Annotated in this window: 22 protein-coding genes; 6 read left to right on the top strand and 16 right to left on the bottom strand. The window is 63.1% G+C overall.

All coding sequences use genetic code 11. The annotated features are described in order from the left end of the window. Positions 1–62: 62 nt before the first annotated feature. Together AC0L28_RS25275 and olsB are read left to right on the top strand one after the other, a co-directional pair. Positions 63–2351 (top strand): ATP-binding protein, encoded by a 2289-nt coding sequence (locus AC0L28_RS25275; RefSeq protein WP_473480959.1) that lies wholly within the window; start codon positions 63–65, stop codon positions 2349–2351. A gap of 165 nt (positions 2352–2516) precedes the next feature. Continuing rightward, a complete protein-coding gene (gene olsB / locus AC0L28_RS25270) occupies positions 2517–3404 on the top strand; it encodes a l-ornithine N(alpha)-acyltransferase (RefSeq protein ID WP_473480957.1) in 888 nt (295 codons plus the stop codon). A 93-nt stretch (positions 3405–3497) separates the two neighbouring features. Here the strand turns inward: olsB and AC0L28_RS25265 are convergent, their stop codons facing one another. Together AC0L28_RS25265 and grpE are read right to left on the bottom strand one after the other, a co-directional pair. Next, positions 3498–4130: a trimeric intracellular cation channel family protein gene (locus AC0L28_RS25265; protein ID WP_023797432.1), complete on the bottom strand. Its 633-nt coding sequence runs from the start codon at positions 4128–4130 to the stop codon at positions 3498–3500. A 119-nt stretch (positions 4131–4249) separates the two neighbouring features. Next, positions 4250–4885: a nucleotide exchange factor GrpE gene (grpE, locus tag AC0L28_RS25260; protein WP_091595557.1), complete on the bottom strand. Its 636-nt coding sequence runs from the start codon at positions 4883–4885 to the stop codon at positions 4250–4252. Between the two features lie 238 nt (positions 4886–5123). On the opposite strand from grpE, the gene AC0L28_RS25255 reads away from it, so the two are divergent. Next, positions 5124–5357, top strand: a complete 234-nt coding sequence (locus tag AC0L28_RS25255; RefSeq protein ID WP_023797430.1) for a hypothetical protein — start codon at positions 5124–5126, stop codon at positions 5355–5357. A gap of 134 nt (positions 5358–5491) precedes the next feature. After that, the gene (locus AC0L28_RS25250) at positions 5492–6514 is read left to right on the top strand and encodes a fatty acid desaturase (protein ID WP_128171074.1); all 1023 of its coding nucleotides are present in this window, start codon (positions 5492–5494) and stop codon (positions 6512–6514) included. A 76-nt stretch (positions 6515–6590) separates the two neighbouring features. Here the strand turns inward: AC0L28_RS25250 and AC0L28_RS25245 are convergent, their stop codons facing one another. From AC0L28_RS25245 to cysG, 6 genes are all read right to left on the bottom strand, one after another. Beyond that, positions 6591–7211, bottom strand: coding sequence for a DJ-1/PfpI family protein (locus tag AC0L28_RS25245; protein ID WP_027153074.1), 621 nt, complete (start codon positions 7209–7211; stop codon positions 6591–6593). Between the two features lie 135 nt (positions 7212–7346). Continuing rightward, positions 7347–7883, bottom strand: a complete 537-nt coding sequence (locus AC0L28_RS25240) for a DUF934 domain-containing protein (RefSeq protein ID WP_023797427.1) — start codon at positions 7881–7883, stop codon at positions 7347–7349. 167 nt (positions 7884–8050) lie between these two features. Further along, positions 8051–8815, bottom strand: coding sequence for a phosphoadenylyl-sulfate reductase (locus tag AC0L28_RS25235; protein WP_128171072.1), 765 nt, complete (start codon positions 8813–8815; stop codon positions 8051–8053). Beyond that, on the bottom strand, positions 8790–10460 hold the full coding sequence (locus tag AC0L28_RS25230) for a nitrite/sulfite reductase (protein WP_287239770.1): 1671 nt from the start codon (positions 10458–10460) through the stop codon (positions 8790–8792). Before AC0L28_RS25230 ends, AC0L28_RS25235 begins: the two co-directional genes overlap by 26 nt. 47 nt (positions 10461–10507) lie before the next feature. Continuing rightward, entirely contained in the window at positions 10508–10813 is a 306-nt protein-coding gene (locus AC0L28_RS25225) for a DUF2849 domain-containing protein (RefSeq protein ID WP_287230107.1), read from the bottom strand. Then, positions 10810–12261 (bottom strand): siroheme synthase CysG, encoded by a 1452-nt coding sequence (gene cysG, locus AC0L28_RS25220; protein ID WP_287230110.1) that lies wholly within the window; start codon positions 12259–12261, stop codon positions 10810–10812. Before cysG ends, AC0L28_RS25225 begins: the two co-directional genes overlap by 4 nt. Positions 12262–12697: 436 nt before the next feature. Between cysG and AC0L28_RS25215 the strand changes: the two genes are divergently transcribed. After that, positions 12698–13147: a baeRF12 domain-containing protein gene (locus AC0L28_RS25215; protein ID WP_473480952.1), complete on the top strand. Its 450-nt coding sequence runs from the start codon at positions 12698–12700 to the stop codon at positions 13145–13147. Positions 13148–13332: 185 nt separating this feature from the next. Here the strand turns inward: AC0L28_RS25215 and AC0L28_RS25210 are convergent, their stop codons facing one another. The 8 genes from AC0L28_RS25210 to AC0L28_RS25175 all read right to left on the bottom strand — a co-directional run bounded on the left by AC0L28_RS25210 (position 13333) and on the right by AC0L28_RS25175 (position 20440). Beyond that, entirely contained in the window at positions 13333–14085 is a 753-nt protein-coding gene (locus tag AC0L28_RS25210) for an SDR family NAD(P)-dependent oxidoreductase (protein ID WP_027153080.1), read from the bottom strand. Positions 14086–14188: 103 nt separating this feature from the next. Continuing rightward, the gene (locus AC0L28_RS25205; RefSeq protein WP_128173482.1) at positions 14189–16441 is read right to left on the bottom strand and encodes a transglycosylase domain-containing protein; all 2253 of its coding nucleotides are present in this window, start codon (positions 16439–16441) and stop codon (positions 14189–14191) included. Positions 16442–16891: 450 nt separating this feature from the next. Continuing rightward, positions 16892–17281: a hypothetical protein gene (locus AC0L28_RS25200; RefSeq protein ID WP_023797418.1), complete on the bottom strand. Its 390-nt coding sequence runs from the start codon at positions 17279–17281 to the stop codon at positions 16892–16894. A gap of 207 nt (positions 17282–17488) precedes the next feature. After that, positions 17489–17635: a hypothetical protein gene (locus tag AC0L28_RS25195; protein WP_027153083.1), complete on the bottom strand. Its 147-nt coding sequence runs from the start codon at positions 17633–17635 to the stop codon at positions 17489–17491. 27 nt (positions 17636–17662) lie between these two features. Further along, positions 17663–17917 carry a GlsB/YeaQ/YmgE family stress response membrane protein gene (locus AC0L28_RS25190; protein ID WP_023797416.1) on the bottom strand — a complete coding sequence of 85 codons (255 nt, stop codon included), beginning with the start codon at positions 17915–17917 and terminating at the stop codon, positions 17663–17665. A gap of 105 nt (positions 17918–18022) precedes the next feature. Continuing rightward, complete coding sequence (locus AC0L28_RS25185; protein WP_128169673.1) at positions 18023–18271, bottom strand: hypothetical protein; 249 nt, start codon at positions 18269–18271, stop codon at positions 18023–18025. Positions 18272–18322: 51 nt separating this feature from the next. Then, the gene (locus AC0L28_RS25180) at positions 18323–18943 is read right to left on the bottom strand and encodes a ribonuclease D (RefSeq protein ID WP_023797414.1); all 621 of its coding nucleotides are present in this window, start codon (positions 18941–18943) and stop codon (positions 18323–18325) included. Between the two features lie 111 nt (positions 18944–19054). Beyond that, positions 19055–20440 carry a M20/M25/M40 family metallo-hydrolase gene (locus AC0L28_RS25175; RefSeq protein WP_128169672.1) on the bottom strand — a complete coding sequence of 462 codons (1386 nt, stop codon included), beginning with the start codon at positions 20438–20440 and terminating at the stop codon, positions 19055–19057. 402 nt (positions 20441–20842) lie between these two features. Between AC0L28_RS25175 and polA the strand changes: the two genes are divergently transcribed. After that, on the top strand, positions 20843–23809 hold the full coding sequence (polA, locus tag AC0L28_RS25170; RefSeq protein WP_128169671.1) for a DNA polymerase I: 2967 nt from the start codon (positions 20843–20845) through the stop codon (positions 23807–23809). The last annotated feature ends 67 nt before the right edge of the window (positions 23810–23876 follow it).

Raw genomic sequence — 23876 nt, 5'->3', positions numbered from 1 at the left:
CCGCTAAAATTCGAACGATCCGCGGCAATTTTCCATAATCTCTGTCTGGCAAGGGTTTCCGCATGGTCACGGAATCCGGCATCAGAGAAACAGAGAGCGCCGAAAACGTCGACGGGATTGGCCCGGAGGCGCCAAGCCGGCAGCATATCGCGGCGCCACCACTGGCGCCTGAATTGCCCGCCGCCAATCGCGAAGGCCTGCCGTTCCTGATGCTCGTCGCCATCGTCGTGCTGGCGGGCCTGTCGCATCTGACCGGCGCGCCGATCTTCATCACCGTCGGGCTTTTGTCGACTGGCATGGCAGGCCTTGCCGTGCATGTGCGTGCCAGGCGCACGGCGCGCCGCACGGTTGCGCTGCTTGGCGAGACCGCAGCGCGCAGCCGCGCCGAGGTTGAGAGCCTGGCCGACCGCGTGTGGGAGATGCAGGAGAGCGAGGAACGCTTTCGCGGGTTGATCGACGCGCTTGGCGATCTCGTCGTCCATCGCGACCGTGACGGCCACATCGTCTATGCCAACAAGGTTTTCGCCGAGCTTGTCGGAGCCGACCAGCGCGACCTTGCCGGCAAGGCCCTGGCCGACCTCGGCGTCGACGTCGGCATCGTTCCCGATGCCGCTTTTTCCGATCATGAATGCCTGAGCTCCACCGACGTCGCCATTAGAACACCGAGCGGCCCGCGCTGGTTCTCATGGATCGAACTGTCCGTGCGCGACAAGGAGAGCGGTGCTGTCTCGCATCGCGCCATCGCCCGCGACATTACCGCTCGCAAGCACGCCGAAACGTCGCTGATCACCGCCCGCGAGCGAGCCGAATATGCAAGCCAGGCCAAATCGCGCTTCCTCGCCACCGTCAGCCACGAGATCCGCACGCCGATGAACGGCATCATGGGCATGGCCAAGCTGCTGGCGGACACCGGGCTCTCGCCGCAACAACGGACCTATGTCGGCGCCATCTCGACCTCGGCCAGCGCGCTGCTGGCGCTGATCGAGGACCTGCTCGACTATTCCAAGATCGAGGCCGGCCGCTTCGATCCCGAACCGCAGCCAATGTCGGTGCGCGAGATCGCCGACAACATCGTAGAACTCCTGGCGGCGCGTGCCTTCGCCAAGAACATCGGCCTTGGCTGCCATGTCGAACCCGACGTACCGCAGATGATATCAGCCGATCCTGGAAGAGTCAGGCAGGTGCTGCTCAACCTCATCGGCAACGCCATCAAGTTCACCGACAGCGGCGGCGTGTTGGTGAGCATCGCTCGTGCCCGCACCGAAACCACCGACCGCATATGCTTCACCGTCACCGACACCGGTCCCGGCCTGCACGAGGACGACCTGGAGCGCATCTTCGAGGAATTCGAACAGGCTGACGGCACGTCGACTCGCGCGCATGGCGGCGCCGGGCTCGGTCTTGCCATCTCCAGGCGCCTGGTGATCGCCATGGGCGGCACGATCTCGGTGTCGAGCCAGCTCGGCCAGGGTTCGGAATTCGTCTTCGAAATCCCTGCAATATCGGCCACCGAGCCGCCGCAGAGCCGTCGGGATGCGCTGTCAGGGCGGCGCGCCGTGATCCTGTCGAAGAACGCCATCGAGGCCGACGCCATCGCCCGCACCATCCGCGCCAATGGCGGCAAGGTCGATCTGGCCACCACCGCCGCCCAGGCAGCGTCCTTCGCCGAAGGCTGCGACGCGCTTTTGGTCGATGCGGCCATGGAGGAAGGCGACGGCAGGTTGCTCAAGCGCCTTCGCCAGAGCGGCTTTGCCGATTGCGAGGCGATCACACTGATCGCGCCAACCGACCGCGGCATGCTGGGCGAGTTCCGCGCCAGCGGCTACGCCACCTTTCTGGCAAGGCCGGTGCGTGGCGAAACGTTGCTTCGCGTGCTCTTGACCAGCAGCGTGCCTGCCCTCACCCAGCCGCAGCCGGAAAAGCGCGGCGCACCAACCGCCCGCGCCATTGGCGGCCGGCGGCGGGGCCTGTCCGTGCTGATCGCCGAGGATAACGACATCAACGCCATGCTTGCCCGTGCCACGCTGCTAAAGGCCGGGCATCGCGTGAAACTGGTCGGCAACGGCAAGGCCGCCGTCGAGGCCATCACCGGCACCGACCACAAGTACCGCTTCGACGTGGTGCTGATGGACCTGCACATGCCTGTCATGGACGGGCTGGACGCGATCGCCGCCATCCGCCGGCACGAGGAGGAAACCGCCGTGTCGCCGGTTCCGATCATGGTGCTGTCGGCGGACAGTCAGGAAACGACCCGCCACGCAGTGCTCGCCCATGGCGCCAGCGGCTTCGTCACCAAGCCGCTCGACCCCGACGCGCTTGTCCATGCGGTCGAGGGTCACGTGGCCGCTTGATCCGCCGGCTATCCTTGCCTGGCTTACCTGCAGAACATAGCCGGTTGAAGGGTTGCCCAGCCGACGAAGTATTGCCGGCAGGGCCGTATCACGGTACTGTCACAATCCTGTTGCACCTACGCCGTATCCCCGTGCCAAGAGGGATGGCTCGAAGGAGAATCACTCGTGCATACAGTTATGCCGGAATGTGACGCTCGGCCGAACGCCAGGGGTGCTTTGCTCACCGGGCATAACGTCGATGCTGTCATAAAAGGCGAAGCGCTTGGCCGTATCGGCAACCTCGAAGTGCGGCTCGCACGCAACGAGGCCGAGATCGCCGCCGCGCAGGAAGTGCGCTACCGGGTGTTCTATGACGAGCTCGGCGCCAAGAAAACCCTGTTTCAGGTGCAGGACCGCCGCGACGCCGACCATTTTGATCCGCTCTGTGATCATCTGCTCGTCTTCGACACCTCGCTGTCCGGTCCCGAGCATCGCCGCATTGTCGGCACCTACCGCCTGTTGCGGCAGGAGATCGCGGCAGCGGCCGGCGGCTTCTATTCCGAGGGCGAGTTTGAGCTGACCAATCTTATCGCCCGCCATCCCGGCCAGCGTTTCCTCGAGCTCGGCCGCTCCTGCGTCTTGCCGGAATACCGCTCGAAGCGCACCATCGAGGCGCTCTGGCAAGGTATCTGGGCCTATATCAACCATTATGGGATCGGCGTGATGACCGGTTGCGCCTCGTTCCCCGGCACCGTGCCGGCGGCACACGCCGAAGCGCTGACCTATCTCGCCCATCACTGCCGGACGAATTCGGCCTGGGACGTGCGCGCCGTCGCCGGCCGCTACTGTTCCATGGATTTGATGCCGATCGAGGCGGTCAACGCCAAGGCCGCGATCGCGGCGATGCCACCTCTGGTCAAGGGCTATCTGCGCGTGGGCGCGCGCATCGGCGACGGCTGCGTCATCGACCGCGAATTCTCGACGGTCGATGTGTTCGTGGTGATGCCGGTCAAGGAGATCGGCGCCCGCTACGTCAGCTATTATGGCGGGGAAGCCCAGCGCTTCGCCGCCTGAGATTCCAATGAGTAGCGAATAGGGAGTAGCGAGTAGCGGGAGTTCCGCCAATTCGCTGCGGATCGTTGTCCCTATTCGCTACTCGCCCTCATTTCACGGAATATCTTCCGGCCGCCGGCCGGGCCGGCTCTTGTAGGACGGAAAGGCCCAGCCGAACTTAAGCGCGCCGCCACGCACGCAGAAAGCGGCTATGAAGCCCACCAGGCCCGAGGCGAGCGGCGGCAGTCCGGCGAGATCGCCTGTTGTAAACAGGATGGCGCCCGCAAGGGCGGCGGTGACATAGATTTCTGGTCTCAAGAGCACCGAAGCCTCACCGGCCAGCAGGTCGCGCAAGATCCCGCCGAACGTGGCGGTGAGCACGCCGGTAACAACGGACACGACCGGCGAGCCGGTGATGGCCAGGCCCTTGGCGGCACCCATCACCGAAAACGCGGCGAGGCCGACGGCGTCGAGCCAGAGCAGTAATTTCCAGCGGGATTCGAGACGGTGCGCCCCGAAAAAGACAAGCATCGCCACCACCGCGCAGATCAGCACATAGCCAGAGTTGGTAACCCAGAAGACCGGCAGATTGAGGATGACGTCTCGAAACGTGCCACCGCCGATGCCGGTGACGCTGGCCAGGAACAGAAAGCCGATGATGTCGAGCTGCTTGCGCGAAGCGGCCAGCGCACCGGTCGCCGCGAAGACGGCGACACCGGCATAGTCGAGAAGCTCGATCGGGTTCAAGGGCATAGCGGAGTAGGAGAGCGGGTGAATAGGGATGTATGAATAGCACGAAGCCGTACGATTGGTACGGCTCCTTTACCCTACTGCCCCTACTGCTCCTACTGCCCTATTCCCTTAACTTACGCATCCTTCTCAGCTTGCTCATTCACCGGCCCTGGCTCGACCGGCGCTTCGCTTGCCACATGCTTGGGACCGCCCTTGGCAACGCCGACCATGGCCGGCCGCAACACCCGCTCACCGATCGAATAGCCTGGCTGCACGACCTGGACCACCGTGTTGGCCGGCACCTCCGGATTGGGCACCTCGAACATCGCCTGATGGAAATTCGGGTCGAATTTCTCGCCTTCCGGCTCGAGCTTCTTCACTCCGTGCCGCTCGAGCGCCGATAGCATGGCGCGCTCGGTGAGCTCGACGCCCTCGATCAGTGATTTCAAACCGGCATCACCTGACGCCTTGGACTCAGCCGGGATCGCATCCAGTGCGCGGCGCAGATTGTCCGATACCGACAGCATGTCACGGGCGAAATTGGCAACCGCATAGGCGCGTGCATCGTGCACGTCACGGGCGGTACGGCGGCGCAGATTCTCCATCTCGGCTGCGACGCGGAGCGCGCGGTCCTTCAACTCGTCGTTTTCCTTCAGCAGCCGCACAAGCGCTTCATAGTCGCCGTCGGCGCTGCCTTGCGTGTGTTCGGTGGCAGCCCCGGCCGTCTCGGCTTCATCGGGCGCGCGTTCGTCTTTTGCCTGGTCGCTCATCGCCGTTTCCCGTCATTCAAATGATGTGGATTTTGTGCCCGATATCGAGGTTTGGCGGCCAAAAATCAAGGGGCAAGCGATACTGGACAGGCCGCTCGCGCTTTTGACGACGCATCATGGAGACCTTTCGATATTAATTCAAATTTTACTGTAACCACCGGCTTTGCTTGCCAAGATGCTGCGATAGGGGAACCATTCGTCTGCTGGAAGAGTTTCGAAACCGACACAGGATTTTGAGATGGCGACCCGCAACGACGGCGACCGTAAGAATGGCGCCCCTAACGATGACGAAAGACGTGAAAGGCTGGCGGCCGGCATCAGGCGCCAGTTCGGCACCGAGGCAACGATGCACTTTCTGCGCGCGTTGCCGGCGTTCCGGACGGAGAACGACATTCCCGATCGTTTCAGGGAATTGCTTGACCGCCTGGACGGCATCGAAAGCAGCGTAGCCGCCGGTGGCAACCGGCGATAGACAACACACACGCCTGTCGCTGCGCGCCATTGGCATGCCTTTTGCCGCAGCTTGCGCGTCGCGCGACAATTACCCGCAGTAACTTTGCGTGATGCCTGGCTTGCGGCGACGAAATGGTCCGTCTATGCTTCCTGATGAACATGATTTCCCCCGAAGCTGTAGCGAACAGCAAGCGTGCCTGGTTGAAGATCCTGGCGCGCTACAAGAAACCTGACAGGCGGCGCAGCGCCGTCGAACTTGCCATCACCCTCATCCCCTTTGCCACGCTGTGGGCACTGTCCTCGGCTGCCTATGCCTATGGCCATTGGTGGGGTCTGATCCTCATCCTTCCGGCCGCCGGCTTTCTGGTGCGGATCTTCATGATCCAGCACGATTGCGGCCACGGCTCGTTCTTCGCCAATCGCACCGCCGACGACTGGATCGGCCGCGGGCTGGGCATCCTGACCTTGACGCCTTACGATTGCTGGCGGCGTGCCCACGCAACCCATCACGCCAGCGCCGGCAATCTCGATGAGCGCGGCACGGGCGACATCAGGACGCTGACTGTCGCGGAATATCGGCAAATGTCCTGGCGGGGCCGCCTTGCCTATCGCCTCTACCGCCATCCGCTCGTCATGTTCGGCCTCGGCCCCATTTGGCTTTTCATCTTTGAACAGAGACTGCCAGTCGGCATGATGCGAGGCGGCCTCACGCCCTGGGTGTCGTCGATGGCCACCAACGCGGCCATCGCGGTCGCCGCCGCCGCCCTTGTCTGGTTCGTCGGTCTCGAAGCGTTCCTGGTCGTCCATTTGCCCATCGTCGTTCTCGCCGGTTCTGCCGGCATCTGGCTGTTCTATGTCCAGCACCAGTTCGAAGAGACAGAGTGGGCAAAGGACTCCGAATGGGAGTTCCAGCATGCGGCCCTGCACGGCTCGTCCTATTATGACCTGCCGCCGGTACTGAACTGGTTCACCGGCAATATCGGCGTCCATCACGTGCACCACCTCTCCGCCAAGGTGCCGTGCTATCGGCTCCAGGAGGTCCTGAGGGACTATCCGGAACTGCGCGAAATTGGCCGCGTCACGCTTCTCGACAGCCTGCGCTGCGTCAAGCTGGCGCTGTGGGATGAGAGCCGCAGCAAGCTGGTATCGTTTCGCGAAGCGCGGATGACTGCATAAAGCACATCCCAAAAACGAACGCGCGGCGCTGTAAAGCCGCCGCACCACAGGTGCGGCGGCTTTTATAATGTGTGACTCAAGCCGCCTGGCGTTCGTCGCGCATCAGGATCTCGCCGTGGCGGATCTCGGTGCCAAGCACTTTCAGGCATTCGCGCATGAAGGCGGCCAGCCCCGGCCAGCCCTTGGCCGACACCAGATTGCCGTCGACATGGGCGCCGGTCGGCGCGACATCGATGTAGGTGCCGCCAGCGAGCGTGACTTCCGGCTCGCAATACTGCAGCGCCGCGACTTCCCTGCCACGCAGCACGCCGTCGACCGCCATCAGGATCTGGGCGCCGTGGCAAATGGTGAAGATCGGCTTGCCGGTCTCGTGGAAATGCCGCACCAGCGCCTGCACGCGCTTGTCGATGCGGATATATTCCGGCCCGCGCCCGCCTGCCGCATAGACGGCATCGTATTCAGCCGGATTGACCTCGGAAAACGTCTTGTTGAGGATGTAGTCGTGGCCGAGCTTTTCCGTATAGGTCTGGTGACCCTCGAAGTCGTGCAGCGACGTCTTCAGGATATCGCCTGCCTTCTTGTCGGGACACACGACATGCACGGTGTGGCCGACCGCATGCATGGCCTGTTCAAAGACGAAAATCTCGTATTCCTCGCTGAACTCGCCAACGAGCATCAATATCTTCTTACCAGCCATTCCCGGTTCCTCCCTTGGTGGCGAATTTATTTCGGATCGCGAAATAATAGGCCGTATCTTAAGGGGCGGATGCCGAAAATAAAAGATTGAATCGGCAAAGTGGTCCGACCAGATGCGACTTGCTCGGTGGGGAGATCAACCGGTGCGCACCCGCCGCCAGGAATATTTGGGGCCTTTGGCCTCCGGCTTCACGGTCGGCTGGTAGGACAGCGGCAGACCGCCGGTGCGGCCTTCCTCGAGCCGTTTCAGCAACACTGGATTTGATACTTCGAACTCGTCGAAGCCGAGGCGCAGCATATGCGGAAGCTGGTCGACCAGAACCTGTCCGGTGGCGCGGACCGCGCCCTCGAAACGGTAGCGGCTGCGCAGCAGTTCGCCCTTGGAGAAGGAGCGGCCGTCACTGAAAGCCGGGAAGGCCAGCGCCACCAGCGATATCTGGTCGAGCAGGTCCGCGATCTTTTCGAGCTGATCGCCGGGCTGAAGCAGCACGCCGAGGCGCTCCTTCGCCGACCGGCGCACCGCCGGATCGAGGTCGAGAAACACCTGCAGCGGCAGGATGAAGCGGCCATTGCCGGACAGTGCGTCGGCGCTCTCGGCATGGCTCCACTCGTCCTCGCTAAAACCTGTCGGGGTCCAGAGGCGGGTGGCGTTTTTCACTATCGATTCACTCATCGAGAAATTCCCAAGTCCCCAAAATTCTAAAGTTGAAAACGCTCGAGGGTGTGTTGAGATTCAGGACAGGCCGAGCCGAGAATGGTGGCTTCCGAGAACCGGAGCGGAGCGTACTTTGGGTACGTGCCGCCATTCGCAGGCCAGCCTCACCTGAATATCGACATACCCTAAAGCGATGCGTCGGTCAGCGACTTCTCCAGCCCCGATAAATGGATGCCGCACTCTGTCTTGGCGTGCCCCACCCAGCGGCCGCTGCGTGCATCCTCGCCCGGCTGCACCGGCTGCGTGCACGGGAAGCAGCCTATCGAGAGATAGCCATAGGCGACCAGCGGATTCTCACGCAGCGCATGCGCGCGCATATAGTTAGCCTGGTCTGATGTCGTCCAATGCGCCAGCGGATTGATGCGAATGCGCGAGCCGACCGCCTCGAACACCGGCAGAGATGCCCGCGTCGTCGCCTGAAAACGCTTGCGGCCGGTGAACCAGGCGCGGAACGGCTCGACGCCGCGCGCCAGCGGCTCGACCTTGCGGACACCGCAGCAGGCGTCGGTGTCGGTTTCGTTCAGATTACCGGCCGGATCGATCCGTTCGAGCGCCGCTTCTTCGGGCGTGATCACCCTGATATCGGTCAGCCCGAAATCGGCAACCAGCGCGTCGCGATAGCCGAGCGTCTCCTCGAAGTGCTTGCCGGTGTCGAGGAAGATGACCGGCAGCGTCCGGTCGATCTTGGCGATCATGTGCAGAAGCACTGCAGAATCCGCCCCGAACGACGAAACTGCGGCGATTTCACCGTGAAAGAATTCCCGGGCCGACCGCTCGATGATCTCCAGCGGCTTCAGATGACCATAAAGCGCATCGAGTCCCGCCGCTTCGGCGGCGATGCCGGCCTCGACGTCGACGATACGATCAAGCGGCCTTGGCTTCGCCAGCATAGAGCGCCTCCTTGAACGGCGCGGGACCGACACGGCGGTAGGCGTCGATGAATTTTTCGTTTCTGTCGAGCCGGAGGCCGAGATAGGTCTCGACGATCTGCTCGATGGCGTCGGTGATCTCTGCCGAGCTGAAGCCGCGGCCGATGATCTCGCCGACCGAGGTGTTCTCGTCGGCCGAGCCGCCGAGCGTGACCTGGTAGAGTTCGGCGCCCTTCTTCTCGACGCCGAGGATGCCGATATGGCCGACATGGTGATGGCCGCAGGCATTGATGCAGCCGGAAATCTTCAGCTTCAGTTCGCCGATCTCGCGCTGCCGCTCGAGCGAAGCGAAACGACGCGAGATTTCCTGCGCCACCGGAATCGAGCGCGCCGTGGCCAGCGCGCAATAGTCGAGGCCCGGGCACGAGATGATGTCTGATATCAGGTTGGAATTGGCGGTCGCCAGTCCGATGTCGACCAGCGCGTCATAGACCGCCTTGAGGTCGGCCCGCGCGACATGCGGCAGGATCAGGTTCTGCTCATGGCTGACGCGCAGCTCGTCGAAAGCATATTTTTCGGCAAGGTCGGCGACCGCTTCCATCTGGCTGTCGGAGGCGTCGCCCGGCGCTTCGCCAATGGCCTTGAGCGAGATGGTCACGGCGGCATAATCGGGGTGACGGTGGGTCACCACGTTCTGGTCGAGCCACTCCGAAAAGCTCTTCGAATCGAGGCGGGCGAGCTTGACGGCCTCGTCGCCTTCCGGCCGTTCGACCAGCGCCGGCGGCGCGAAATAGGCATCGATGGCGCGGATGTCGGCTTCCGGCAGTTTTAGATCCGCATCCTTCAGCTCCTGCCATTCGGCCTCGACCTGGCGGGTGATCTCCTCGACGCCGGTCTCGTGGACGAGGATCTTGATGCGCGCCTTGTATTTGTTGTCGCGGCGGCCGTAGAGGTTGTAAACGCGCAGGATCGCCGTGCAATAGGACAGAAGGTCGGCCTCGGGCAGGAAGTCGCGGATCTTCTTGGCGATCATCGGCGTACGGCCCTGGCCGCCGCCGACATAGACGGCGAAACCGAGTTCGCCGGCAGCGTTCTTCTTCAAATGCAGGCCGATGTCATGCGTCTGGATGGCGGCGCGGTCGCGCTCGGCACCGGTCACCGCGATCTTGAATTTTCTCGGCAGGAACGAGAATTCCGGATGCACGGACGACCATTGGCGCAGGATTTCCGCATAAGGACGCGGATCGGCCACCTCGTCGGCGGCGGCACCGGCAAAGTGGTCGGCGGTGACGTTGCGGATGCAGTTGCCGCTGGTCTGGATGGCGTGCATCTCGACGCTCGCCAGATCGGCCAGGATCGCCGGAATGTCCGACAGCGCCGGCCAGTTGAACTGGATGTTCTGGCGCGTCGTGAAATGGCCGTAGCCCTTGTCGTATTTGCGGGCGATGTGGCCAAGCATGCGCAACTGCTTGCTGTTCAGCGTGCCGTAAGGCACCGCGATGCGCAGCATGTAGGCGTGCAACTGCAGGTAGACGCCATTCATCAGCCGCAGCGGCCGGAACTGATCCTCGGTGATCTCGCCGGCAAGCCGCCGCGCGACCTGATCGCTGAACTCGGCGACGCGGGCCTGGACGAAATCGTGATCGAACTCATCGTAACGGTACATGTCTGGTCTTTCCGGGCGCGTCCGCCCGTTGTCTTCAATGTGGTCGTTTACGCCGCCCGGGCGGCTACCGGGCGGGCCTGCTTGCCCAGGTCGTTGCGGTTGGTCGGGCCGGCGGCGCGGATCTTTTCGCGCAGCCGGACCGGCTCGACGACACCATTGGCGACGGTCACGTCGATCAGATTGACGTCGACCACTTCATTGTTGGCAGAGGCCGTGGCGCCGATCGCCTCCAGCCGGTCTTCAGCCGCCTTGTCATAGGCGACATCGGCATTGTCGATGATCTCGGCCCAGCCGCCATTGGCGTACCAGACGGCTTCGCCATCGGCGAGGCGGTTTGCTGTCAGAACTTTCATCGATCAGCTCCTTCGGCGGCTGTTTGGGCCGCGCCTTCATGCCTGTGTGCCGCCAGCGGCTCGGAACGTTCAAAATTGGCGCCGGCGACCGCATCGCCGATGATGGTCATGACGGGGCCGGTAAGGTCGGCGCGAACCTCCAGCGACGGCAGGTCGGCGAGCGTGCCGTGGAAACGGCGGCGGTTGGCAAGGCTGGCATTCTCGACCACGGCGACCGCCGTATCCGGCGACAGGCCGGCCTTGATCAGCCGGCCGGCAACCTCGGCCGCGACCGAGCGGCCCATATAGACGGCGACCGTGGCGCCGGAAATGGCGAGCTTTGCCCAGTCGGGCAGCGAATTTCCCTTGAGGTCGTGGCCGGTGGTGAACACCATCGACGACGACACGCCGCGCAGCGTCAGCGGCAGCTCGAAATCGGCGGCGGCGGCGAAGGCCGCGGTGACGCCCGGAACCACCTCATAGGCGATACCGGCATCGCGCAGCGCTGCCATTTCCTCGCCCGCCCGGCCGAACACCAGCGGATCGCCGGATTTCAGCCGCACGACGCGCTTGCCGTCGCGGCCGAGCTCGATCAGCAGCACATTGATCTCGGCCTGGCTCTTGGTGTGGCAGCCCTTGCGTTTGCCTACCGGCAGACGCTCGGCGTCGCGACGGCCCATGGCGACGATCGCCTCCGGCACCAGCGCATCATGGACGATGACATCGGCTTCCATCAGCAGCCGGTGGGCGCGCAGCGTCAGCAGGTCTTCGGCGCCGGGACCCGCGCCAACCAGGGCAATGTGACCCGATGCCGGCGCCTTCGAAAGCAACAGGTCGACGGCGGCACCGTGCGCCTGCGAAAGCTGGCCAGCCTCCATGGCGCGGGCCGGCGCGCCGCCGAAAAACTCGCTCCAGAAGCGGCGGCGGGCATTGCCTTTCGGCAGCAATCTCTCAACAGTGCCGCGCAACGAGGCAGCAAGCGAAGCAAGCGGCCCGAGCGACGGCGACAGCATGCGGTCGATGCGGCTGCGCAGCATCTGGGCAAGCACCGGTCCGGCCCCTTCCGTGCCGATGGCAATGGCGACCGGCGCGCGGTTGACCAGCGCCGGGGTGAAGAAATCGCACAGCTCCGGCCGGTCGACGGCATTGACCGGAATGCCCAGCCGGCGCGCATCCTCGGCAACGCGGCGGTCAAGCGCCTCGTTGCCGCTGGCAGCAAACACCATCACCGCGCCTTCGAGATGCGCGGCCTCATAGGCGGCAGCGATGTGGACGGCGCCATTCGCGGCGATGAAGGCCAGCAAATCATGCTCGGGGGCATCGGCTATGATGCGCAAGACGGCGCTCGACTGGCCGATCAGCCGCGCCTTGGCCAGAGCCTCCTCGCCGCCGCCGACGATGGCCACAGCTTCGCCAGCGACCCGCATAAAGACGGGAAAGGCGTTGAGCTTGGCGGGGGCCTGCGGCATACGAGCGGAATCCTGAATACGCTGTCGGTTTTACGCGGGGGCGCGAAAAAACAGAAGGAACGCACTCGCGCATCGCTTCGTACGAAGCAATCGCTTTTCCGCAAGCACCAGAGGCAGGAGAAAAAAATTCCACACCCACGAGTGGAGCGGATCCAAGCCGCTGTTGCGAGCCTTGATCTGCGGCCGTTCTAGCGACAAGCGAGATATATTACAAAACACTTTTTTCTAAATTCTACCAATCTAGTAGATTAAAGCCGACATGCGCTGAGCACCGTCATCCCCGTTGGTTGGCTTGCTCGCCGTGCTTGTCGTCACCGGAACATTCCTGCCTCGGCGCGCGTTTGCCTGTGCGAATCCGAGCCTGGCTGTCCAGCTGCGGCAATGGCTCCAGAGACGGGCCTGGAAAACCATGAAAAACAGAAAAAGGAGCGCTCCGGTGAACGACCTCAAGCTGAAACGCGGACTGTGGGTCGTGGTCGCCGACGGCGAGAAGGCACTGTTCCTCGAGAACCGCGGCGACACCCAATATCCCGACCTTCAGGTCGTGCAGGAGATGGAACAGGAAAATCCGGCGACGCGAGAGCAAGGTTCGGACCGCCCTGGCCGCTACAGCGATGGCCCATCCGTCCACCGCAGCGCAGTCGAGGACACTGACTGGCATCGCCTCGGCAAGGAGCGTTTCGCCGACGAAATTGCCGAGCGGCTGTACAAGCTCGCGCATCGCGGCGCCTTCAAGGAGATGGTGCTGATCGCACCGCCGCAGGTGCTAGGCGACATGCGCCGAAAACTGCACAAGGAAGTCGCCGAGAAAATCACAGTGGAAATTCCGAAGACGTTGACCAACCACACCATCGTCGACATCGAGAACCTGCTGCAGGCGGCCTGATCGCGGCGACCACTTTCAATCAATTCCGTCAACTGCCCGGCTTGATGCATGGCGCCCAAAAGTGCGCCGAGGTTTGGATACCGGTATACGAAAGAACGAACTTAAGCGCGTCGCATGAATCGCTTCACTGTTTTTGATGGCGATGCCGGGTTACCTCACGGACAGAGAGTGGGGCGAAACACCATTCACACGTGCTGGCCGCCATTGATGTGGATTTCCGAGCCCGTCACATAGGAAGCCTGCTGCGAGCACAGGAAGAATATGATGTCGGCGACTTCGGCCGTGGTTCCCAGCCGCCGCAGCGGAATCGTCTCGACGATCTTTTCCGTGCCCGGTGACAGGATCGCCGTGTCGATCTCGCCGGGTGCGATGGCGTTGACGCGGATGCCGTGCGGGCCGAAATCATGCGCCATTTCGCGCGTCAGCGAGCCGAGCGCGGCCTTCGACGTCGCATAGGCGGTGCCGGCGAAGGGGTGCACGCGGGTACCGGCGATCGAGGTGACGTTGACGATCGAGCCTTTAGCCGACGCCAATTCCCTGAACAATCCCCGCGCCAGCATGATCGGTGCGAAGAAGTTGACCTGGAACACGTCGCGCCAGACATGCATCGGCGTGTCGATCGAATTCATGCGGCTGTTGCCGTCCTTGAGCTTCGGCGAGATGCCGGCATTGTTGACCAGCGCATGGAGCTGGCCGCCATGCGCTTCCAGCCGATGGCGGATTTCCGAGATCGCGATGCCGACATCCTCCTGGTCGGCGAGATCGACCTTGATGTGGTCTTCCGGACCGGCCGGCCACGGGCAGTCTTCGGCAAAGGCCTGGCGCGAGCAGGTGATGACGCGCCAGCCTTCACGCGAAAAGCGCTTGACTGTGGCATGGCCGATGCCGCGGCTGGCGCCGGTCAGCACGATGGTCTTTCTGGTGTCGGTCTCAGCCATTCGCGATCTCTCTAGGGCGACGTGCGTCCCTTTGGACGCACAAAGTACGCTCTAGCACTTTTAAATCGCAGATGTAGCGGAACACGGCAGCGATGACGAGGGGTCAGCCGCCGGTGAGGATGTCGAGGATCGAGGTCTGCCGCTTCTTGACCGGGCCGCCGACATCGGCGGGCGGCACCGGGCGCTTGATCGATGCGGTGGTGCCGCCACCGCCCGGCATGCCGAAGCCGCCGGCATCGACCGTTTCGGCGGGACGCACGGCGCGAGGCGGCGACGCTTTTTGGGCGGACGGCGCGGATTGGCCAACCGAAGCGGACGGCACCGGCGCCGGTTGCGCCGTGTTGGGCGGTAATTCGTCCTGCACGATCGTATCGGCAGGCGTCGACCGCCATGTTCCAGGCAGCGGCCGCACCGGCACGCCTTCATGCGCGGCGACCATGAACTCATGCCAGGCCTGCGCCGGCAGCGCGCCGCCGGTGACCTTCTTCATCGGACCGCCATCGTCATTGCCGAACCAGACTCCGGTGGTGAGATTGGCGGTATAGCCGATGAACCAGGCGTCGCGCGAATTCTGGCTGGTGCCGGTCTTGCCGGCGGCCGGCCAGGCAAAGGCCGCCTTCCTGGCAGTGCCGATTTCAACTGTGCCCATCATCATAGAGTTCATCATGCCGACGATCTCGGGCTTGATGACGCGCGGGGCGCCGCCATTGTTGTCGTAGAGCACCTTGCCGCCGGCTGTCGTCACCCGGCGGATGAAATGGACATCCGGCCGGTAGCCGCCATTGGCGAAGGGGACATAGGCCGACGTCAGTTCCAGCGGTGTCACTTCGGACGTGCCGAGCGCGATCGAGGTGTTGGCCGTGAGGTCGGACTCGACACCCATGCGATGCGCCGCCTCGACGACCGCGTCAGGCCCGACTTCCATGGTCAGCTGGGCGGCCACCGAGTTCAGTGACTTCGCCAGCGCCGTCGCCAGCGTCACCTTGCCGAAATACTTGCCGCCGTAATTGGTGGGCGTCCATTTGCCAATTTTGATCGGCGCGTCATTGCGCACGCTGTCGGGCGTGCGGCCGGCTTCCAGCGCCGCCATGTAAACAAAGGGCTTGAACGCCGAGCCGGGCTGGCGGCGCGCCTCCGAGGCGCGGTCGAACTGGCTGGTCGAATAATCATAGCCGCCGACCATGGCGCGTACCGCGCCGGAATTGTCGATCGACACCAGCACGCCCTGGCTGGCATTGAGCTTTTTGCCGCTGCCGTCGATCAGCCGGCGGATCGATTGTTCGGCGAGCTTCTGCAGCGTCAGGTCGACGGTGGCGTCGACGATGATGTCGCCGCGCACGTCGCCGATCAGGTCGGGCAGTTCTTCCACGATGGCGTCGGCGACGTAGTTTTCCGAGCCCGTCCAGTAGGATGCCACCCGCGACGCCGGCGCGCTCATCGCCGTGGTCAGTTCCTTGGCGCTGATCTTGCCTTCGTCGCGCATGGCGGCGAGAACAAGCTGCGAGCGCTGCTCGGCGGCCTTCGGGTCACGCGCCGGAGACAGTCGCGACGGCGCTTTCAACAGGCCGGCGAGGAGCGCGGCCTCCGGCAACGTGACGTCGCGCGCGCTCTTGCCGAAATAGCGGCGCGAGGCCGCTTCGACACCATAGGCGCCGGAGCCGAAATAGACCCGGTTGAGATACATTTCGAGGATCTGGTCCTTGGTGTGCTTGTGCTCGAGCCAGAGCGCCAGAAGCACTTCCTGCACCTTGCGTTCCAGCGTGCGATCGGGTGTCAGGAACAGGTTTTTCGCCAATTGCTGGGTCAGCGTCGAGCCGCCCTGCGAAAAACGCCCGCCGACAACGTTGGCCACCATGGCTCTGGACAGACCGATCGGGTCGATGCCCAAATGCGAATAGAAGCGGCGATCTTCGATGGCGATGACGGCCTCGGGAATATAGGTCGACATTTGATGCAGGCCGACGGCTTCGCCGCCGCTCATGCCGCGATTGGCGAGCAGTTTTCCGTCGACCGAGACGATCCTGATATTGGGCGCGCGGTCGGGGATGGCCCAGGTGGTGGCCGCCGGCATTTTCGCGCCGTAATAGACGACGATGCCGGCGGCGGCGATGGCGCCCCAGATGGCCAGCACGAAGCACCAGTAGGCCAGCCGGCCGAGCACGCCGAACAGGCCGCGCTGGCTTTTGCCGCGCCCGCGACGCGACGCTTTTGTCCTGGCCGATTGGCGCTTTGCAGAGGTGTTGCGGTTGCTCGGCACGACGCGATCCTCCTCGCTCACCGAAAAACCGGCCGAGGATTTCGCCCGCGGCGGTCCCTCGAAGCTCGGTTCGATGCGGCTGTCTCTGCGGTTCGCCATGCGCTGTGCTGTCTGTCCCGATGCCTATCGCATCGGCCCGAAACTCGCAATTTTCGGGCCGATGCGAAGCTTCAAAGTCGTAGAGCGCACTCTGTGTGTCCGAACGGACGCACGTCGCTCCATGGCGTTCGGGGTGAAGAGTAGATGCGGCGATTTAAGGGCGGGTTAAATGGTTCAAAGTTAGTTCAATGCGTTACGGCACGTCACCGCTCCGTTCCTTGCTCCTGGCGGTCGGCAACAATGGCGTCTATCGCGAGACGGCGGAGCGTTCTCGCATTTCGGCATCAACTGCCCAGCCGCAGTCGTTCGGCGCGGACCGCCAATAGCAAGGTAGCCGCAATCTATGCTCGTCATTAGAGCGCGATCGGTAAAGTGCGTTCGATCGCGCTCTAACCCATTGAATCTACGCATGACCTTGTTACCAAAGTTACGCGTACTGGGGATCATGCGTTAGCCAATCGCAGCACGAACGGAAAGCGCTGCCCAGGATGATTGCATCGTCTCGCCCACATGGCAGTAGCAGACAATTTCGTGGAGCTCATCGTCGGTCAATTCGAAGAAACGCTTTGCTTCGCCATAAGTATCGTCTTTCAGCCCCTCATCGCGCAGGACCGAATCCTCGAAGGCAACCGATATTGGCGAGCCTTCGCCACGCATAATGTCGCGCTCGGGTGACGAACGATATTCGGTCCCGATAAGTGCGGTGAGGAGTCGGTTGGGCTGCCGTTCAAGAAGTTTTGACCAACGTTCGAGACGCTGGGTTCGGTCCATTGCAGGAGGTGTTGGGTCTCTGTGTACCTTTGCCACCGTATGCAGTTGGTCCAGTGTTTGGTGCCTCATGGCAACCTCCTAATAGTAGGTGGGTTGGCCCCAAACTCCCTGTACCAAGATCATACCGCGAATGTGTCGATACGTCACTCTCATTCCATATCCGGCTTGGCTTCTATCCGGGTGCATCGAAGGATGGAGCGGCCCCTGCCTTATCGTCAATTTTCGGCCTGATAGGGTTAGATCATCGGCACCTCTGCCGCGCCAACCCAACGCCGCTCAATTCCGCTGGATCGATATGCCCTTGTCGTCGATCTTGAGTTCCACGCCCTCCGGCCTGGTTTGCTCGCGATAGACATAGATGCCGAGCGCGATGACCACGACGACGAGCGCGCCGATGACGAGATAGAGCATGTTCTGTTTCATGGCGCGCCCTTGATGTGCTTCGCAGGATCAGGCCTGCTTCACCAGCTTGATCAGCACGAGCAGGATCACCGCGCCGATCGTGGCGTGGATAATGGAGGCAAGTATGCCACCGCCTATGGCGAATCCCAGCCTTGGGAAGAGCAAGCCGGCTATCAAGGCGCCGACGATGCCGACGACGATATTGCCGATCAGGCCGAGGCCGAAACCCTTGACGATCAAGCCGGCGAGCCAGCCGGCGATGGCGCCGATGATGATGAAGACAAGCAGGCTCTCAGTACCCATTGCAGATCCCTCCCGAGCGAATGGTCGCGGAGCGGAAAGCTCCGAATCGACCTCCGATTGCAACAGGTCCAACCTATTGGAAAGAAGCCGGCGCCGCCAGCGGCGTCATTCGCCGTCATCACCCGCGGATGCGGGCCGCCAGCTGATCGGATCGATCTTTCTTTGCGTATGACCGTCCGTATAGGCCCACCAGCCGGTGTCGTTCTCGTCCCAGTCGCCGCCGGCCGCTTTCAGCCGGTCGAGCGACCTGTACTGCGCGATGGATTCGTTCATCACCCCCTCGCTGTCCTGCCAGTAGACAGTGACCTTGGAGCCATCCCTGGGCGCTGTTTCGATTGGTTTTCTGGCAGCCATTTCATCCCCTCCATCGATCGATAGAACGTCGAGGCGAACACCTGGTTCCACTTAGCTGTGAGCGAAGATGTCTGCCTCATCCCAGCCCATCAGGTCGAGTTTCGCACGCGTCGGCAGGAAGCGGAAGCAGGCCTCGGCCTCCTTGGTCCGGTTGTCGCGCGCCAGCCGCATCGTCAGCACATCGCGCAGCTGGTGCAGGTAAAGCACGTCGGAGGCTGCGTATTCGAGTTGTTCGGGCGACAGTGTCTCCGCCGCCCAGTCCGACGATTGCTGCGCCTTCGACAAGCTGACGCCGAGAAGCTCAAAACAAATGTCCTTCAGCCCGTGCCGGTCGGTGTAGGTTCGGGTCAGCCGCGAGGCGATCTTGGTGCAAAACACCGGCTCTGGCATGACGCCGAAGGCGTTGTAGAGGACGGCGAGATCGAAACGGCCGAAATGGAACAGCTTGGTTATGCTGCGGTTCCTGAGCAGGCTGACGAGGTTTGGCGCCTTCTTCTGGCCGGGCGCGATCTGGATGACGTCGGCGGAACCGTCGCCCGGCGAGATCTGCACCACGCAAAGCCGGTCGCGATGCGGATTGAGCCCCAGCGTCTCCGTGTCGATCGCGACCGCCCCGACGTCGTAGTGCAAGAGCCCGGGCAGGTCGTTCTTGTGGAAGCGGATATCGCTCATCGTCTTCTCCGGTCGCGGCCCATTCGTGCGTCCAACTGGGCGCGGCGTCGCTCTATCCCGTCCTCGCCGCGATCCGATGAAAAATCAACAGAAAGTTGCAGTCTGGCCCTCTCAGCGTGTCAGCGCGTCGAGAATGCGCGCCCACGAGCGCTGGCCCTTGTGGAAGGAACTCATCTCGTATTTCTCGTTCGGCGAATGGATGCGGTCATCGTCGAGCCCGAAACCGACAAGCAAGGATTCGATGCCGAGATAAGTCTGGAAATCGCCGACCACCGGGATCGAGCCGCCGCTTCCCGTGGTCACCGCCGGCTTCGGCCACTCGTCGGACAGCGCGTCCTTGGCCTTGGCGAGAAATGGCGAGTCGTAGGAAAGCTGGATCGCCGGCGAGCCGCCATGCGGGTGGAAATCGACTGAGCAGTCGGCCGGGATGCGCTCCCTGACGAAGGCCTGGAAAGCGGCGCGGATCTTTTCCGGGTTCTGCTTGTGGACGAGGCGGAAGGACACTTTTGCCGAGGCTTCCGCCGCGATCACCGTCTTGAACCCTTTGCCGGTGTAGCCACCTATAATGCCGTTGAACTCGGCAGTCGGCCGCGCCCAGGTGAGTTCGAGCACCGAGCGGCCGTGTTCGCCGGAAGGGATCGACAGGCCGACGGGCCCAAGGAACGTCTCAGCGGTCTCGCCGAGCGCCTCCCACGACTTCAGGATCTGCGAAGGCGTCTCTTCGACACCGTCATAGAAACCGGGAATGGTGACGTGGCCGTCCTTGTCGTGGATGTCGGCCAGGATCCTGGCCAGGATGCGAATCGGATTGGCGGCAGCACCGCCGTAGAGACCGGAATGCAGGTCGCGGTCGGCGGCTTTCACCGTGATCTCCTCGCCCACCAACCCGCGCAGCGCGACGCAGATCGATGGTGTTTCGCGGTCCCACATGCCGGTGTCGCAGACGAGCGCGAAGTCGGCCTTGAGTTCGGCCGCATTTGCCTCGAGGAACGGCTTCAGCGATGGCGAGCCGGACTCCTCCTCGCCCTCGAACAGAATTGTGATGCGGCACGGCAGCCCGCCATGCACCTGCTTCCAGGCGCGGCAAGCCTCGACGAAGGTCATCAACTGCCCCTTGTCGTCGGCCGAACCACGTCCCGTGATCACCTGGCGGCCGGACTCGATCTGCTTTACCGAAGGTGCGAACGGATCGCTTTCCCAGAGCTCGATCGGGTCGACCGGCTGCACGTCGTAATGGCCATAGAACAGGACATGCGGCGCGCCTGCCGGCCCGTCATGGTGCGCCACCACCATCGGATGGCCTGGCGTGTCTCGCACGCTGGCGTCGAAGCCGATCAGCTCGAGCTCAGCCACCAGCCATTCTGCCGCCTTGCGGCAGTCTGCGGCATAGGATGGATCGGTGGAGATCGACTTGATCCTGAGCAGGCCAAACAGGCGCTCCAGGCTCTCGTCGAGATTTTTGTCGAGGCGGTCGAGGACGGGAGAAATTCTGGACATTTTATCAAGCCTTTCGATTCTGAGCGGCAACCCTAAAGCTGCGAGGCAGAAACGAAAAGCCGGCGGTCGTTGGACCACGGGCACCGAAAGGCAAAAAAATGCCGCCGTGGTGGAGGGGGAACCACGGCGGCCTTTACTCGAAACGATGCGGCAGCCCGGAGAGGGGGATAGGCTGCCGCAAGTGTCCGGGATAGGCGGGGGACGGGCCTTGCTCCGGACCTCGGCGAAAAATGCCGATGGCGTTTATCTGTGTCTCCGAACGTGGCGATTCAAGGGCACGAAGATTACACTTTCGTAACATACCCGTGATCGGATCGACGTGTCAGGGATGTTGCCGGAACCGGTGGTTGAGGCCGCCTTTGGCATGGACCACGACGCCGCGCCGCGCTATCCCTTCGTCCCATGAAAAAAGGCGATCATCTGTTCCTTGTCGACGGCTCCGGCTACATCTTCCGTGCCTATCACGCGCTGCCGCCACTGACCCGCAAATCCGATGGGCTGCCGACCAGTGCCGTTCTCGGCTTCTGCAACATGGTGTGGAAGCTGACGCAGGACGCCCGCAACACCGATGTCGGCATCGTGCCGACGCATTTCGCCGTCATCTTCGACTATTCGTCGAAAACCTTCCGCAACGACCTCTACCCCGAATACAAGGCCAACCGCTCGGCACCGCCGGAAGATCTGATCCCGCAGTTCGGCCTGATCCGCCAGGCGACCAGGGCCTTCAACCTGCCCTGCCTCGAGACGGAAGGCTACGAGGCCGACGACCTGATCGCCACCTATTGCCGGCTTGCCTGCGAAGCCGGCGCCGACACCACCATCATCTCCTCCGACAAGGATCTGATGCAGCTGGTCGGCCCTTCGGTCGCCATGTACGACCCGATGAAGGACCGCCAGATCGGCGTTCCCGAGGTGATCGAGAAATGGGGCGTGCCGCCGGAAAAAATGATCGACCTGCAGGCGCTGACCGGCGATTCGGTCGACAATGTGCCGGGCGTGCCCGGCATCGGGCCGAAGACGGCGGCGCAATTGCTGGAACAGTTCGGCGATCTCGATACGCTGCTCGCCCGTGCCACCGAGATCAAGCAGGACAAGCGCCGCGAATCGATCATCGCCAATGCCGGCAAGGCGCGCATCTCGCGTGAACTGGTGACGCTGAAGAACGACGTGCCGTTGAACGGCGGGCTCGATGATTTCGTGTTGCACCCGCCCGACGGACCAAGGCTGATCGGCTTCCTCAAGACGATGGAATTCTCCTCGCTGACCCGCCGCGTGGCGGAAGCAACCGGAACAGAAGCGGCTGACGTCAAGGCCATGCCCGTCATTATCGAGCGCGCCGACACCGCGCATGGTCCCGATATGGGGTTTGGCGTGCCGGGCGCCGCCGAAAGCGCGGCGGGCACAGTGACAGACGAAGCCGGGGAAGCGGTGCCGGCCACCGTCAAGGTGGAACCCAAGCAAGGCGACACCCCATCGCTTCTCTCGGCGCTTCGCTTCGAGGACGCCACCGCCAGCAAGATCGACACCAGCGCCTACGTCTCCATCCGCGACACTGAAGTGTTGAAGGCATGGGTGGCCGTGGCGATGGACGCCGGCATCGTCGGCTTCGACACCGAGACCAATTCACCCGATCCGATGCAGGCCGAGTTGATCGGCCTGTCCATAGCCACTGCGCCCGGTCGCGCCGCCTATGTGCCGCTCGCCCACAAACGCGGCAATGGCGACCTGCTCGGCGGCGGAGTGGTCGAAAACCAGATTCCGATCCGTGAGGCGCTTGCCATCCTGAAGCCGTTGCTGGAGGACAGGTCGGTTCTCAAGATCGTTCAGGAGCTGAAATACGACATCGTCGTCATGAGCCGCCACGGCATCGATATCGCCCCCTTCGACGACACCATGCTGATTTCCTACGTGCTCGACGCAGGCACGTCCGGCGGCCACAGCATGGCGGCTCTGTCGGAAAAATGGCTCGGCCACTCGACCATTGCCCTCAAGGAACTGGCCGGCTCTGGAAGAAGCTTCGTCGGCTTCGACCAGGTCGACATCGACAAGGCAACGGCCTATGCCGCGGAGCACGCCGATGTGACGCTCAGGCTCTGGCGGGTGCTGAAGCCGCGGCTTGCCGCCAAGGGCCTCGTCTCGGTCTACGAGCGGCTGGAACGGCCGCTGGTGCCGGTTCTGGCAAGGATGGAGCAGCGCGGCATCTCCGTCGACCGGCAGATCCTGTCGCGGCTCTCCGGCGAGCTGGCACAGGGCGCCGCGCGGCTGGAGGACGAGATCTACCAGCTCGTCGGCGAGCGCATCAATATCGGCTCGCCAAAACAGCTCGGCGACATCCTGTTCGGCAGGATGGGCCTGCCCGGCGGCTCCAAGACCAAGACCGGCCAATGGTCGACCTCGGCCCAGCTCCTGGAAGACCTCGCCGCAGAAGGCCACGAGCTGCCGCGCAAGATCGTCGACTGGCGCCAGCTGACCAAATTGAAATCGACCTATACCGATGCGCTGCCCGGTTTCGTCCATCCCGATACGAAGCGCGTCCACACCTCATACGCGCTTGCCGCAACGACGACGGGCCGGCTGTCGTCCTCCGATCCCAATTTGCAGAACATTCCGGTACGCACCGTCGAGGGGCGAAAGATCCGGACGGCGTTCATCGCCGACAAGGGCAACAAGCTGGTTTCCGCCGACTACAGCCAGATCGAGCTGCGCGTGCTCGCCCATGTCGCCGAGATCCCGCAGCTCAAGCAGGCGTTTGCCGACGGCGCCGACATCCACGCCATCACCGCCTCGGAGATGTTCAACGTGCCGGTCGAGGGCATGCCCTCGGAGGTACGCCGCCGCGCCAAGGCGATCAATTTTGGCATCATCTACGGCATTTCCGCCTTTGGCCTGGCCAACCAGCTGTCGATCCCGCGCGAAGAGGCCGGCGCCTACATCAAGAAATACTTCGAACGCTTCCCCGGCATCCGCGATTATATCGACGCTACCAAGGCCTATGCCCGCGAATACGGCTATGTCGAAACGATCTTCGGCCGCCGCATCCACTACCCGGAGATACGGTCGTCAAACCCGTCGGTCCGTGCCTTCAACGAGCGCGCCTCGATCAACGCCCGGCTGCAGGGCACCGCGGCCGACATCATCCGCCGCGCCATGATCCGCATGGACGAAGCGCTGGAAAAGGCGAAGCTGTCCGCCCGCATGCTGCTGCAAGTGCATGACGAACTGGTCTTCGAGACGGCCGAAGCGGAGGTCGAGGCGACGATCCCCGTCGTGCGTCATGTCATGGAGAACGCCGCGATGCCGGCGGTGTCGATGTCGGTGCCGCTGCACGTCGACGCCCGTGCCGCCGACAATTGGGAAGAGGCGCATTAGCGCCTCATGCGGATGTCCGCGGCCGACCAGTTGCAATCTGTAGCGATCCTTCGCGCCCCCCTCTGTC

The organism is Mesorhizobium sp. WSM4847 (assembly GCF_055811335.1).
The sequence above is the reverse complement of the archived record's forward strand: the minus strand, read 5'-3'. Positions and strand labels throughout refer to the sequence as shown.

Coding starts and splice junctions, on each gene's coding strand:
- AC0L28_RS25235 (WP_128171072.1), bottom strand. CDS start 8,815: ATGCTGGCGAAGCCAAGGCCGCTTGATCGTATCGTCGACGTCGAGGCC.
- cysG (WP_287230110.1), bottom strand. CDS start 12,261: ATGCCGCAGGCCCCCGCCAAGCTCAACGCCTTTCCCGTCTTTATGCGG.
- AC0L28_RS25255 (WP_023797430.1), top strand. CDS start 5,124: ATGGCGACCCGCAACGACGGCGACCGTAAGAATGGCGCCCCTAACGAT.
- polA (WP_128169671.1), top strand. CDS start 20,843: ATGAAAAAAGGCGATCATCTGTTCCTTGTCGACGGCTCCGGCTACATC.
- AC0L28_RS25275 (WP_473480959.1), top strand. CDS start 63: ATGGTCACGGAATCCGGCATCAGAGAAACAGAGAGCGCCGAAAACGTC.
- AC0L28_RS25245 (WP_027153074.1), bottom strand. CDS start 7,211: ATGGCTGGTAAGAAGATATTGATGCTCGTTGGCGAGTTCAGCGAGGAA.
- AC0L28_RS25200 (WP_023797418.1), bottom strand. CDS start 17,281: ATGAGGCACCAAACACTGGACCAACTGCATACGGTGGCAAAGGTACAC.
- AC0L28_RS25185 (WP_128169673.1), bottom strand. CDS start 18,271: ATGGCTGCCAGAAAACCAATCGAAACAGCGCCCAGGGATGGCTCCAAG.
- AC0L28_RS25175 (WP_128169672.1), bottom strand. CDS start 20,440: ATGTCCAGAATTTCTCCCGTCCTCGACCGCCTCGACAAAAATCTCGAC.
- AC0L28_RS25195 (WP_027153083.1), bottom strand. CDS start 17,635: ATGAAACAGAACATGCTCTATCTCGTCATCGGCGCGCTCGTCGTCGTG.
- AC0L28_RS25225 (WP_287230107.1), bottom strand. CDS start 10,813: ATGAAAGTTCTGACAGCAAACCGCCTCGCCGATGGCGAAGCCGTCTGG.
- AC0L28_RS25205 (WP_128173482.1), bottom strand. CDS start 16,441: ATGGCGAACCGCAGAGACAGCCGCATCGAACCGAGCTTCGAGGGACCG.
- grpE (WP_091595557.1), bottom strand. CDS start 4,885: ATGAGCGACCAGGCAAAAGACGAACGCGCGCCCGATGAAGCCGAGACG.
- AC0L28_RS25240 (WP_023797427.1), bottom strand. CDS start 7,883: ATGAGTGAATCGATAGTGAAAAACGCCACCCGCCTCTGGACCCCGACA.
- AC0L28_RS25180 (WP_023797414.1), bottom strand. CDS start 18,943: ATGAGCGATATCCGCTTCCACAAGAACGACCTGCCCGGGCTCTTGCAC.
- AC0L28_RS25190 (WP_023797416.1), bottom strand. CDS start 17,917: ATGGGTACTGAGAGCCTGCTTGTCTTCATCATCATCGGCGCCATCGCC.
- AC0L28_RS25250 (WP_128171074.1), top strand. CDS start 5,492: ATGAACATGATTTCCCCCGAAGCTGTAGCGAACAGCAAGCGTGCCTGG.
- AC0L28_RS25230 (WP_287239770.1), bottom strand. CDS start 10,460: ATGTACCGTTACGATGAGTTCGATCACGATTTCGTCCAGGCCCGCGTC.
- AC0L28_RS25210 (WP_027153080.1), bottom strand. CDS start 14,085: ATGGCTGAGACCGACACCAGAAAGACCATCGTGCTGACCGGCGCCAGC.